Consider the following 12561-nt stretch of genomic DNA (forward strand, 5'->3'; position numbering starts at 1 on the left):
GACGTTCATGACCACTCCCTTGTTGCTCGCGCTGGCGAAGAAAAAAGAGATCGACGTCTCGGCGCACATCGACGTCTCGACGCAGGCGCTGTGGATCGCCGCGGCGGCCGTCGCGATCTTCTTCATCCTCCGCCCCGAGCTGTGGCGGCGGATCTTCTTCGAGCGCCGGGACGCACGCCCCGCGGCGCTGACGCGGATCGCCTTCGGCATCACGATCATGTGGACCTTCCTCGACCTGCTCGTGCTGCAGGGCGAGTTCCTGTTCACGGATCAGGGCCTGCTGCTCACGGAGATGGCGCGGAAGAACTACGGCGGCAAGATGCGCACGCTGTGGGATCCGGAGTACGGGGTCGAGCACTGGTGGGATTACTTCATGATCCTCACCGATCGCTGGACCGTGCTGTTCATCCGCAGCGATCCGCCCTTCGTCTACGCGATGTTCGGGGTGCTGTTCTTTTGCTGCACGATGATGATCATCGGCTGGCGGACGCGCCTGTTCACGGTGCTGACCTGGCTCGCGGTCCTGCAGCTGTACAACTACAACCCCATCTACTTCACGGGCGGCGACACGGTCCTGCGCGTCCACGCCTTCTTCATGATCTTCGTCGACTGGGGTCAGGCCTACTCCGTCGATTCGTGGCGCAAGCGTCGCAAGGCGATCTCGAAGGGCGAGACGGCGGCGCTGCCGGACTACAAGCAGATCGCCGGCTGGCCGCGGATCATCTTCATGATCCAGCTGGCGGCGATCTACTCCTCCACGGGCCTGCTCAAGAGCGGCAAGACCTGGGCCGACGGCACGGCGCTCTACTACGCCCTCAACCTCGACCACTTCTACCGCTTCCCCAACCACCTGATGAACGCTTGGATGACCAAGCTGTACATCACGCGGGGGGCGGCGATCCTCGTGCACTGGTGGGAGATCCTGTTCCCGCTGCTCTTCCTCGGGGAGGCGCTGCGCGGGTGGGACCGGGACGAGAAGGCCGGGACCTGGCAGGGGCCGGTGCCGCGGTGGACGCTCTACTGCGTCGCCATGGCCGCCTCGATCTACGGGGTCTGGTACGGGCCCTCTTGGACCCGCCCGCTGCCGCTGCTGCTGCTCGCGGGGCTGATCCTCGTCGATCGCATGTGGCTCAAGGAGGCCGACACCTCCGGCAAGGGCGCGCTGTCTTGGGTCGTGCGCGTGTCGAGCTGGGCCTGCGTGGTCGTGTTCTTCGTGGTCGCCGCCTACATGGCCGACCTCGGCGTGCACTACTACTACAAGCCCGGCGCCAAGGTGGCGGCGTTTTGGAAGAACAAGGAGATGCTGGGGACGCTGGCCTCGGTCATGACCCTGGTCATCCCCGCCTTCGCCGGCGGGCTGATCCTGGGCCTGCGCCGGTGGGCGCCCAAGGTCTACCTGTTCGTCCGCGACTGGCTCCTGGGCAAGCGCTTTTGGCTTGTCCTGGGCTTCCTCTTCCACCTGGGCATCGACGCGAGCATGAACGTCGGCACCTTCGTGCAGGTGATGATCGCGGTCTATCCGATCTGGCTGGCCGGCCAGGACATCGACAAGATGTGGTGGTACCTCTACCGCCTGCCGGCCAAGCCCGGCGAGGGTGGGCGCCCGGCCTGGCCCGAGGGCAAGCTCAAGCAAGGCCTGCGCCTGGCGATCGCGCCCTTCGAGCGGGCGGTCTACCGGGTCGAGCGGGACCCCTGGGTCGTCGTGCACGGCGCCGACGACGTCGACGTTCGGCGCGTGGCGCTGCTGCGTTGTTGGGACCTCGGCCAGCGCCTGCGCTTCGAGCTCGACGAGGACCGGGCCAAGGGCGCGCCCTTGACCCTGCGGGCGCCCGACGGCAAGAGCACGCTGACTGGGGCCGACGCGGGGGCCGTGCTGATCCCCCTGTTCCCAGGCCTGTGGTGGCTGTGGCCGCTGAGCCTCGTCCCTGGCGTGGGCAAGCTGGCCGTGCTGATCTTGCGTCAGCGTGGCTGAGCGAGACGACAGCGAGCTCGAGCCTTCGGCTCGTACGGGTTCCGAGCCTTCGGCTCGCGCGGGTTCGGGCGAAAGCTCGGGCCCGCGGGCGCATGAGCCCTACCGGCCCCGCGCCCGGGACGTGGTCCTGGCCGCGGTGTTCGTGTGCGGCTGGCTGATCCCGCTGACGATCTCGGCCTACCACGGCGGCGCGCCGGAGTCGTGGCCGATGCACGCCCGCGACCTCTACTCCGTGTCCTGCCTGTTCGGCACCGAGAGCGACCGGGTCAGCGTGTTCTACGTCCAGGTCCGCCGGGAGCACAGCCGGGGCTGGGAGACGGTCGAGGAGTCGCAGTACTTCGAGCTCGAGCCCTTCGGCCACCGCAACCGCTTCGACCGCTTCATGGCGCGCTTTGGGTACATGGACAGCCAGTCGGCGGAGGCCGCCCGGGCCGAGTTCGCGCGCTGGATCGCCGCCCGCGAGAGCGAGGGGGACGCGAGCGGCGGGGTCGTGATCGCCGTGCGCTACCTGTGGCTCGACGTCGACCTCGACGGCGACCCGCAGGGCTGTTGGCGCAAGCCGGACCTCGCCGACCTGCCCCCCGGGACCAAGCGCCGCCGCCTCGGTGAGGTGGTGCCCATCTCCGCGGAAGACCGCGCGCGGGGAGGGTCACGGTGAGCCGCCGGAACGAGTTCGGCCGCCTCGGCAATGTGGCCGTGCGCTGGATGTTCGCCCCGGACGCGAGCTCGGGGCTGCGCCTCGAGGCCTTCCGCTGGGCGACGACGCTGACCTTGCTGATCTACACGCTGACCTGGGCGATGGACGCGAGCGAGTGGCTGACCGCGGCCAGCTACCACATCAGCCCCGAGGTCTCCCGCGGGCTGCAGTGGCCCGTGCCCTTGCTGCCCGCCTGGGCCTTGCCGGTGTTCCTCGTCGTCTACCTCGGCAGCATGGTCGCGATCTTGCTGCGGGTGCGCCCGCGCCTGTTCTCGGTGTTCGTGTTCGTGGGCCTGGCCTACGTGACCGCGGCCGATCGTCTCGCGGCCTTCTCGATGAACAAGATCGCGCTGGTGGCCTGGGCGGTGCTCTTGCTCGCGCCGTGGATCCCGGCCGAGGGGCCGCGAGAGCCCGCCAGCGAGGGCTCGGAGGAGGACGAGGGCGAGGCGCCGGCAGAGCCACGGCTAGGCTCGCAGTGGCCCGTACGGATCCTTCAGGGGACGGTGATGTTGCAGTACGTGGGCGCGGGCCTGTGCAAGCTGCAGGGCGACTGGGACGAGAGCAGCCGGGTGCTCTGGTATCAGGCTCAAGGGATCTACATGACCGACCTGGCCGCGTGGATGGTGCGGACCTTCCCGGTCGAGCTGTGGTCGGTTCTGCAGCACCTGGCCCTGGCCTTCGAGCTTGGCGCTCCCCTGCTCTTTGGTGTGCGCCGACTGCGTCCCGTTGCCTACGTGTGGGGGCTGGGCATGCACCTGGCGATCGGCCTGCTGATGCACCGAGTGGGGCTTTTTTCCATGTCGGTGGTCGCCTACTACGTCCTGTTTCTGGACGAGGACTGGCTCCGAGCGCTGCGTCGCCGGGGCATTTTTTGACGCTCAGTGGGGCGTTCTGGATGGTTGTTCCCGCCGCGGTGCGTCGGTTATTCTAGTTCCACTGGGGGAGGTTTGACCCCCCGGATCGAGAAGCGCAGAGATGTCGAAAAAATTGTTCGTCGGGGGCCTTCCCTGGGCGATGGATAACCAACGCCTCAAGGAAGTTTTCGCCGAGTTTGGTGCGCTCGAGGACGCTCGAGTGATCCTGGACCGAGAGACGGGTCGTTCCCGTGGCTTCGGCTTTGTCACCTACGTCGATGAGGAGGGCGCGACCAAGGCCCTCGGCCTCGACGGCCAAGAGGTAGATGGCAGGCGGATCCGCGTGGACCGTGCTCAAGAGAAAGAGCGCCGTGGTGGCGGTCGTGGACCTCGCCCTGGTGGCGGCGGCGGAGGTCCCCGCGGAGGCGGTGGCGGAGGCGGAGGCGGAGGCCGTGGAGGCTACGGCGGAGGCGGAGGCGGAGGTGGTCGCGGAGGCTACGGCGGAGGCGGTGGTGGCGGAGGCGGTGGCGGCTTCGACGATTGGGGCAAGGACCGTCGCAACGATCGTGACGGCGGCGGCGGACGAGGAAAGGGCAAGGGCGGTCGCGGGCGTCGTCGTGGAGGTCGTGGAGGTCGCGGAGGAGGTGGTGACGGCTTTGGTGGTGGCGGCTTCGGTGGTGGTGGGGGCTACGACGACTACTGAGCCGTCGCGCCTCGTCGTTCCGGCCGGCTAGCAAGTCCGTATAGACCCATTCGTGGGGCCGTCCTCGACAGAGCGACGGCTCGATGTGCTGGTTGTTCGGCTCCCTCGACCCGTTGGCTGGGGCGCGAGGCGGGTCTGAGTCGTGGCGTCGTCCACGACGGGTAGAGCAGACAGAGACTGTGAATCATTCACAGTCTCTGGGCTGTGGGGGCGCAGAGAGTCGCGGCTCAGCGGTCGGGCTCGAGCTTGGAGTCGAGCTCGTAGCGTCGAGACATGGGCAGGCTGGACAGCAGGAAGAGGGCAGGGAGGATCGAGCTCGACAGGCGGATCGCGAGCATGGCGGTGTCGGGCTGGTCGACGAGCTCGCCCGCGCGGGTCTCGATGAACTGGCCGGCGTCGAGGACCAGGCCGGCGAACAGGGCCCCGAGGGCGACGGCGCCCTTGTCCGCGGCCATCCACAGGCCGGTGAACACGCCCTCGCGCTGCTCGCCGCCCTTGGCTCGGTCGGCGGCGATGGTGTCGGGCAGCATGGAGAAGGGGAACAGCTGGGTGCCGGCGAAGCCGATGCCGGCGAGGCCGACCTGGAGGTTGACCAGCCACATCTGCGAGGGCGAGCTCAGCCACAAGCTGCCGATGCCGACGCCGAACAGGGCCGAGGCGAGCTGGTAGGCGCGCAGCTTGCCCGTGCGCTTGGACAGCCACACCCAGCCGGGCATGAACGCGAACGCGGGCGCGACCAGGGCCACGAACATGATGGTCACCGTGCCCTCGTCGCCGCCGAGGGTGTAGCGCGCGAAGTAGGGGACGTTGGCGAGGACCAGGCCGACGCCGACGAGCTGCAGGGCGTAGGTGCTCAGCAGCACGCGGAAGGGGCGGACCCGGGCGGCGGCTTGGAGTTGCTCGCGCAGCGGCGGGCTCTGATCCAGGCGCGGGCGACTGGGGGCCGAGCGCGTGCCCACGAAGGTCCCGAGCATGGACGCGAAGATCACCCCCGCGACGATCATCGCCATGAAGGTGTAGCCCCCCCGGCCGCCGCCGCCGAGCTCGATGAGCTGGGGCGCGGCCGCGCCCGAGATCAAGATCCCGACGGTCAGCAGGGCGACGCGCCAACCCATGAGCGAGGTGACCTCGTCGTAGTCCTCGCTCATCTCCGCCGGCATCGCGGTGTAGGGGACGATGAACATGGTGAAGGCGGTGGCCGCGAGCACGTAGCTGACCATCACCCAGGCGAAGGCGGCTCCGGGGCTGAGCTCGGGCACGGAGAAGAGCGCGACGAAGCACAGCGGCAGGGCCAGCGCGGCGGCCAGGATGTAGGGTCGGCGCCGGCCAAAGCGGCTGTCCGTGCGGTCGGAGATCGACCCCATGAAGGGGTCGGTGATCACGTCCCACAGCTTGGGCACGAAGATGCCCAGGCCGGCCAGGGCTGCGGCGATGCCCAGGGTGTCGGTCATGTAGTAGAGCAGCAGCAGCCCGGGGACGGTCGTGTAGACCCCCGAGCCGAGGCCGCCAATGCCGTACGCCGCGAGCACGGCCCGGCTCAGGCGGGGGCGATCACTCTCGGCTCGTTGGTCCTGGTCGGGCGCGCTCACGCCCGACATTGTCGGTCATCGGCCCTTGGCGCCGCGAGCCGAGTACCGCGCGGTCCGTACGAGGAGCGTGCTAGGTGCCCTCGAGCTCTTCCTTGCTCATGTCCGTGAGCGAGTTGAAGCCCATGGACTTGCGCGCGAGGAGCTCGGGCCGATCGCGTCGGCGCTCGCGGGCGCGGGCCGCCTTGCGGCTCGCTCGATCGTTCTCGCGCAGTCGCGCGCTGACCCGGTGCGGAAGGGAGCGAAGCATCGGCAGCACCCAGCCACTGACCAGTCCAGCAGGCGTCTCGTCGGTCACCGTTTGATGATGACAGATGGCCGAGTCTGCGCCAGGAAAGTTGGGCGCAGAAAAGTCGCAACTGGGATAAGAGTTTTGTGACTCGAGGGGTCGTTCAAACTCGCCCCTGATCGATCGATCCTGATCCTTCGATCGAACCCCACCCACGGGTCAGCCCAAAACTCGAGCGAGGGGGGCGGGTCCACGCAAAAGCCCGCCCGAGGAGTATCGGGCGGGCTTGGGTTATCGGAACGACCGGGTCAGTCTGGGAACGGTTGGGGGGCCGGCTGACTAGACTCTCAGACAGGCCCGGGCGTGGTGGTGTCGCCGTATCGGGGCGCCAGGGAAGCTCGAGCTCAGTTGGGCTGGCGCTCGAAGTCGATCGACATCGCCGACTCGAACAGCTGCAGGCCCTCGCGGGTGAGCTGAGCCAGGTCGTCCTGGCCGTTGCTGCGGGTCCAGTCGGCCATGATGGCCCGGAGCGCGCCCCAGACGGCGCCAGCGACGAGGCGGGCGCGCTGCTTGGCGGCCGGGGTGGCGTCGCGCAGGCCCGCGATGAGGGCGGCGGAGATCGCATCCTCCCACAGCAGGTCCTGCTGGCGCTCTTGCTTGCCGAGCACGGGGGAGGCGTCGATGATCTGCGCGCGGGAGAGCATGGACTCGCGGTCACGCATCATCTCCTCGGAGATCGCGATGCAGGCGCGGCGGACCGGGCCGAAGGCGTGCTCGCCGGGCTGACGCAGGGCCAGCAGCTCCTTGAAGCGGACGAGGCGCTCGCGGTTGTCGACGAACAGCAGCGCGTCCTTGGTGGAGTAGTAGCGGAAGAAGGTGCGACGCGAGACGTTGGCGGCGCGGGCGATCTCAGCCACGGTGGTCGCCTCGTAGCCCTTGTCCTGGAACAAGGCGAAGGCGGCGCGGGCGAGGGCCTCGCGGGTCTGGTCCTTCTTGCGCTCACGAAGGGCGACCATCGAGAGCTTGGGGCTCGCGGGCGTCTCCACGTTGGAGGAGGGCTGCGGGGTGATGTTCGAGGGGTGGGTCATGTCAGGCATGTCGGCTCCACCGGGCTAGTTGCCGACGCTCGTGGTCATGGTTCACCCAGACGCAATTAAATTTGATTTGGCTGTAGAGCGTACAGAGACGACGGCATTTGAACGCACGCCCATTCCAAGAAAAAGGGCCCACCGCAAAGCGGTGAGCCCTCTCACTGGTCGAGACTGACCAGTCTGGCCGGATTGGCGCAGTTGGACTAGCCGGCCTTCTTGGCGGTGTCCGCCTTGGCCTCGTCCTTTTTGCCATCCGTTTTGTTTCCATCGGCCTTCTCGCCGTCGTCGGCTTTTTGCTCGACGGCGTCGGCGGCCGGGGGCGCCTCGATCTTGTTGGGGTTGATGTGCGGGGCGATGACCACCGCGACGATCGTCATCAACTTGATGAGGATGTTGAGGCTGGGGCCGGCGGTGTCCTTGAAGGGATCGCCGACGGTGTCGCCGATGACGGCGGCCTTGTGGCGCTCCGAGCCCTTGCCCGTGTTCGCCTCCATGTCCTTCTTCTGATCCTCGACCTGCTTCTTGGCGTTGTCCCAAGCGCCGCCGGCGTTGGACATGAAGATCGCCAGCATCACGCCCGAGGCGAGGGTGCCGGCCAGCAGGCCGCCGAGGGCGTGGGCCGACCAGAAGCCGACCACGAGCGGGGCGACGATGGCGAGCAGGCCCGGGAGGACCATGCGCCGGATCGAGGCCTGGGTGGAGATGGCCACGCACTTCTCGACCTCGGTCTTCTTGCCGGCGGCCTGGACCTTGGCGTCCTCCTCGGGGGTCAGGTCGCGGTCCTCTTCCTCGGCCTTGGCGACGAGGGTGAGGGCCTCACGGAGGACGGGGATGTCCTTGAACTGACGACGGACCTCTTCGATCATGTCCATCGCTGCGTCGCCCACGGCCTTCATGGCCATGGCCGAGAACAGGAAGGGCAGCATGCCGCCGACGAGCAGGCCGATGAGGACCTCGGGGTCGGTGAGCACGATGTCGGTGTTGCCCAGGGCGAGCTTGCGGTAGGCCGCGAACAGCGACAGGGCGGCGAGCGCGGCCGAGGCGATGGCGAAGCCCTTGCCGATGGCCGCGGTGGTGTTGCCGACCGCGTCGAGGTTGTCGGTGCGCTCGCGGACCTCGCTGGGCAGGCCGCTCATCTCGGCGATGCCGCCGGCGTTGTCGGAGATCGGGCCGTAGGCGTCGACGGCCAGCTGGATGCCGGTGGTCGAGAGCATGCCCAGGGCCGCCAGCGCGACGCCGTAGATGCCCGCGTAGAGGTTGGCGATGTAGATCGCCGCGACGATCAGCACGATCGGGATGGCCGTGGACTCGAAGCCCACGCCGATGCCGGCGATCAGGTTGGTCGCCGGGCCGGTCTTGGACTGCTCGACGATGCTGTTGACGGGCTTTTTGCCCTTCGAGCAGTAGTAGCCCGTGACCAGGCCGATGAGCACGCCGGCGACGAGGCCGACGACCATCGGGTAGAACAGGTGCAGGGTGGTCAGCCCGTCGGCGAACTCGGAGAACTTGATCGCGCCGCCAGCCGACTCCACGAACATGTCGATGATGAAGTAGCTGAGCACCAGCATGACGCCCGCGGCACCGAAGGCGCCGGCGTCGAGGGCGAGCTGCGGGTTGCCGCCTTCCTTGGTGCGGACCACGAAGGTGCCGAGGATCGAGACCACGATGCCCACCGCCGCGAGGATGAGGGGCAAGAAGGCGGCCTCGAAGGCGCCTTGCGTGGCGATCGCGCCGAGGATCATCGCGCCGATGATCGAGCCGACGTAGGACTCGAACAGGTCCGCGCCCATGCCGGCGACGTCGCCGACGTTGTCGCCGACGTTGTCGGCGATGGTCGCGGGGTTGAGGAAGTGGTCCTCGGGGATGCCCGCCTCGACCTTGCCGACGAGGTCGGCGCCGACGTCAGCGGCCTTGGTGTAGATGCCGCCGCCGACGCGCGCGAACAGGGCGATGGACGAGGCGCCCATGCTGAAGCCCGCGAGCACGTTGATGACCTTGCCGAACTTGAAGCTCTCGGCGGCCGTGTCGAGGGCGTTCAGGTCGACGCCAAACTTGTTGACGTAGAGGAAGAACAGCGAGCCCATGCCGAGCAGGGCCAGGCCGACGACGCTCATGCCCATGACGGCGCCGCCGCGGAAGGCGATCTGCAGGGCCGGGGGCAGGCCGGTGCGGGCGGCGGCTGCGGTGCGCACGTTGGCGAGGGTGGCCACGCGCATGCCGAAGAAGCCGGCGGTCGCCGACGCGACCGCGCCGAGCACGAAGGACAGGGCGACCATCGGGTCCGAGGTCGCCTCGTTGCGGTTGAGCAGGAAGAGACCGACGGCGACGACGGCGACGAAGATGGCGAGCACGGTGTACTCGGCGCGCAGGAAGGCCATGGCGCCGCGCTGGATCTGCGCGCCGATGGACTTCATGCGCTCGTTGCCGGGGTCACGGCCCTTGATCCAAAACGAGGTCACGGCCGCGTAGATCAACGCGAGCACGCCGGCCGCCGGGATGGCGAGGAGCAGCTGTTGGGGGTTCACGATGGTTTCCTTGAACGGTAGATGCGGGTCAGGACGCCGCGGCGTCCGTCTTCGCAGGGGTCTGGTTGAACTTGTTCATGGCCGAGGACAGCCCCTCGGCCAGCAGGCAGGTCAGGGCTCGCTCGGCCCGATCGACGAGCTCGTCCACGAAGGACGCGTCCTCGCCAGAGAAGTCGGACAGGACCCAGTTGGCGACCTCGCCGTGGCGCGGCCGGTCGACGCCGACCCGCACGCGCAGGAAGCTGGGCTTGCCCAGGTGCTTGATGATGTTGCGCAGCCCGTTGTGGCCGCCGTGGCCACCGCCGCGCTTGAGCGCGACCCGCCCGAAGGCGAAGTCGATCTCGTCGTGGACCACGACGGTCCGCTCGAGGGGCACGTCGTGGTAGTCCGCCGCCGCCCGGACGCTCTCGCCCGAGAGGTTCATGAAGGTCTGGGGCTCGAGCATCACGCAGCGGCCGATGGAGCCGCCAGCGTGGACCGTGGTCGCCTTGCCCTTGAACTGCTCGCGCCAGCTCGGCCCGCCGGTGCCGGGCGTCGCGTGACGATCGGCGAAGCGCTCGACGACCATGAAGCCGACGTTGTGTCGGTTCTTGGCGTACTTCGGCCCGGGGTTTCCGAGGCCGACGATCAGCCATGGCGAGGAGCTGGGCATGGTGAGGCTGCGAGAGCAAGGAGGCGGCGAATCAGCGAAGGGCCCGCGCCGGGTCGGGCCGGCCCAGGCCGGGGATCACTTCTTCTTCTTGTCGTCTTCCTTCGCCTTGCGCGGGGGATCCACGTGGGCGACGACGACGTCGGGGTGATCGAGGAGCCGCGCGTTCTCGAGGTTCAGGTCCTTCATGCGCAGGGTCGAGCCAGCGTCGAGGGGGCTGACGTCGACGGTCAGCTTGACCGGGACCTCGGCGGGCTTGGCCGCCACGCGGGTCGTCCGCTGGTAGGTGCGGAGCTTGCCGCCCGCGACCACGCCCACGGCGCGGCCGATGTACTCGACGGGGATCTTGGTGACGATCTCGCTGTTGGGATCGACGCGCAGGAAGTCGATGTGCAGGAACTCGTCGCGGATCGGGTCGGCCTGGTAGTCCGTGACCACGCACTGCTCTTGGCTGCTCGCGCCGCCCTCATCCTGGATGGTCAGGGTGAAGAAGGTGTTGAGCTTGCGCTGGGGGTCCATGGCCCGCCGCAGCTCCCGGGGGCTGACGGTGAGCATGACGTTGCCCTCGCCCTTGCCGTACATGACGGCGGGGATGAGGCCCTGGGCGCGGAGCTTGCGGGAGACACCCTTGCCAGTGTTGGAGCGCACGGAGGCGTTGAGCTTGCCGAATTCGGTTTCGGTCATGATTGTGTTCGCTTTCTTTTTTCCAGTGAACGCGCCGAGCTGAGCCGGCGCGGTTGATGGGTGCCGTCGGATAGGTGCCTCGTGGCCCAAGCAGTGGACCGGCTCGCCGCCGAACAACGACCCTGATCAGTCGGCCGGTAACTACTCGTGCACGGGGCCAGGGCCAAGGACTGGGCGGGCCTGGCCCCGTGAAAGTGCTCACACCTCAAAGCGAGCGCAGTTCAGCCGCGCTTCAACCACGCAAAAGGCCGCCCGAATGCACGGGCGGCCCTGGATCTCCGAGCAGGTGATCGAGCGGTGATCTCGGGTCCGCGACTCAGGGACTGTGAAGTTTCACAGTCCCTGTCCATTTTAGCCGTCGTGGACGACGCCACGCCCTCCCTGCCCCACGTCCACGACTCAGTCGAAGAGCGACGAAATCGAGTCACCGTGGTGAATGCGCTTGATGGCCTCACCCACGAGGTTGGCGATGCTCAGCACCTCGAGCTTGGGGCAGGCGGCCATCTTCTCCTCTTGGGGGATGGTGTTGGTCACCCACACCTTCGAGAGCACGGAGGCGTTGAGCCGCTCGATGGCCGGACCCGACAAGACCCCGTGGGTCGCGCCGGCGAAGACCTCGGCCGCGCCGTGGTCCATGACGGCCTTGGCGGCGTTGCACAGCGTCCCCGCCGTATCGATCATGTCGTCGATCAGGATCGCGCGCTTGCCCTCGACGTCGCCGATGAGGTGGTGAACCTTGGACTCGTTGGGCGAGTCGCGGCGCTTGTCGATGATCGCCAGCGAGCAGTTGAGGTACTTGGAGTAAGCCCGGGCCCGCTCCGTGCCGCCCGCGTCGGGAGACACGACCACGGTGTTGTCGCCCCCGAGGCCCTCGCGCTCGAAGGCGTCCCGGAGGATCGGCGTGGCGTAGAGGTGGTCGAAGGGGATGTCGAAGAAGCCCTGGATCTGCCCGGCGTGCAGGTCGACGGAGAGCACGCGCGTGGCACCCGCGGCCGACAGCAGGTCGGCGACGAGCTTGGCGGTGATCGGCGTGCGCGGCTTGACCTTGCGATCCTGCCGGGCGTAGCCGAAGTAGGGCACGATCGCGACGATCGCCCCGGCGCTCGCGCGCTTGAGGGCGTCGATCATGATCAACATCTCCATCAAGTTGTCGTTCGGCGGCGAGCAGGTCGACTGCACGATGAAGCAGTTGACCCCGCGGACGTTCTCGCCGATCTCGACGAAGATCTCGCCGTCCGAGAAGCGCGACACCTTCGAGTTGCCGACGTTGACGCCGACGTACTTGCAGATTTCGGTGGTCAGGGCAGGGTTGGCGTTGCCACCGAAGATCGAGATCAGCCGGTTCAAGTCGAGCTCCTCAGACGTCACGGGCGGGTGCAAAAAGACTGGGGCGGTAGGATTCGAACCTACGCATGTCGGTACCAAAAACCGATGGCTTTACCACTTGCCGACGCCCCAATGGCGGCTTTGCCCGCCAATCGCGCGCGGTTATAGGGGCACCACGCAGGCCTGTCAATCCTGCGTGAACTCCGCTAAGTCCCGAGATTCGCTACGCTTTTGTGGCTGATGCG

Annotated in this window: 11 protein-coding genes, 1 tRNA gene and 1 pseudogene; 5 read left to right on the top strand and 8 right to left on the bottom strand. The window is 67.9% G+C overall.

Going from position 1 to position 12561, the window contains the following annotated elements:
• Positions 1-7: 7 nt before the first annotated feature.
• The 5 genes and pseudogenes from PPSIR1_RS25670 (at position 8) to PPSIR1_RS50315 (ending at position 4257) form a co-directional block, all read left to right on the top strand.
• Positions 8-1972 (top strand): HTTM domain-containing protein, encoded by a 1965-nt coding sequence (locus PPSIR1_RS25670; protein ID WP_157595981.1) that lies wholly within the window; start codon positions 8-10, stop codon positions 1970-1972.
• Complete coding sequence (locus PPSIR1_RS25675; RefSeq protein WP_157595982.1) at positions 1965-2630, top strand: hypothetical protein; 666 nt, start codon at positions 1965-1967, stop codon at positions 2628-2630. Before PPSIR1_RS25670 ends, PPSIR1_RS25675 begins: the two co-directional genes overlap by 8 nt.
• Positions 2627-3544, top strand: a complete 918-nt coding sequence (locus PPSIR1_RS25680; RefSeq protein ID WP_006974105.1) for an HTTM domain-containing protein — start codon at positions 2627-2629, stop codon at positions 3542-3544. Before PPSIR1_RS25675 ends, PPSIR1_RS25680 begins: the two co-directional genes overlap by 4 nt.
• Before the next feature lie 100 nt (positions 3545-3644).
• Positions 3645-3854, top strand: a pseudogene (locus tag PPSIR1_RS50840) (RNA-binding protein); the annotation flags it as partial.
• Between the two features lie 19 nt (positions 3855-3873).
• Positions 3874-4257 carry a hypothetical protein gene (locus PPSIR1_RS50315; RefSeq protein WP_232296550.1) on the top strand — a complete coding sequence of 128 codons (384 nt, stop codon included), beginning with the start codon at positions 3874-3876 and terminating at the stop codon, positions 4255-4257.
• 196 nt (positions 4258-4453) lie between these two features.
• On the opposite strand, the gene PPSIR1_RS25690 is transcribed toward PPSIR1_RS50315, so the two are convergent.
• The 8 genes from PPSIR1_RS25690 to PPSIR1_RS25725 all read right to left on the bottom strand — a co-directional run bounded on the left by PPSIR1_RS25690 (position 4454) and on the right by PPSIR1_RS25725 (position 12448).
• Entirely contained in the window at positions 4454-5815 is a 1362-nt protein-coding gene (locus tag PPSIR1_RS25690; protein WP_157595983.1) for an MFS transporter, read from the bottom strand.
• A gap of 70 nt (positions 5816-5885) precedes the next feature.
• On the bottom strand, positions 5886-6062 hold the full coding sequence (locus tag PPSIR1_RS25695; protein WP_157595984.1) for a hypothetical protein: 177 nt from the start codon (positions 6060-6062) through the stop codon (positions 5886-5888).
• Between the two features lie 383 nt (positions 6063-6445).
• The gene (locus PPSIR1_RS25700; protein ID WP_086001693.1) at positions 6446-7138 is read right to left on the bottom strand and encodes a TetR/AcrR family transcriptional regulator; all 693 of its coding nucleotides are present in this window, start codon (positions 7136-7138) and stop codon (positions 6446-6448) included.
• A 197-nt stretch (positions 7139-7335) separates the two neighbouring features.
• On the bottom strand, positions 7336-9657 hold the full coding sequence (locus PPSIR1_RS25705; protein ID WP_006974110.1) for a sodium-translocating pyrophosphatase: 2322 nt from the start codon (positions 9655-9657) through the stop codon (positions 7336-7338).
• Positions 9658-9685: 28 nt separating this feature from the next.
• Positions 9686-10309: an aminoacyl-tRNA hydrolase gene (gene pth, locus PPSIR1_RS25710; RefSeq protein ID WP_006974111.1), complete on the bottom strand. Its 624-nt coding sequence runs from the start codon at positions 10307-10309 to the stop codon at positions 9686-9688.
• 75 nt (positions 10310-10384) lie between these two features.
• On the bottom strand, positions 10385-10990 hold the full coding sequence (locus PPSIR1_RS25715; RefSeq protein ID WP_006974112.1) for a 50S ribosomal protein L25: 606 nt from the start codon (positions 10988-10990) through the stop codon (positions 10385-10387).
• Between the two features lie 399 nt (positions 10991-11389).
• Positions 11390-12337: a ribose-phosphate diphosphokinase gene (locus PPSIR1_RS25720; protein ID WP_045116750.1), complete on the bottom strand. Its 948-nt coding sequence runs from the start codon at positions 12335-12337 to the stop codon at positions 11390-11392.
• Positions 12338-12375: 38 nt separating this feature from the next.
• Positions 12376-12448: transfer RNA gene (locus PPSIR1_RS25725), tRNA-Gln, on the bottom strand.
• Positions 12449-12561: the final 113 nt, after the last annotated feature.

The organism is Plesiocystis pacifica SIR-1 (assembly GCF_000170895.1).
Taxonomy (GTDB): domain Bacteria; phylum Myxococcota_A; class Polyangia; order Nannocystales; family Nannocystaceae; genus Plesiocystis; species Plesiocystis pacifica.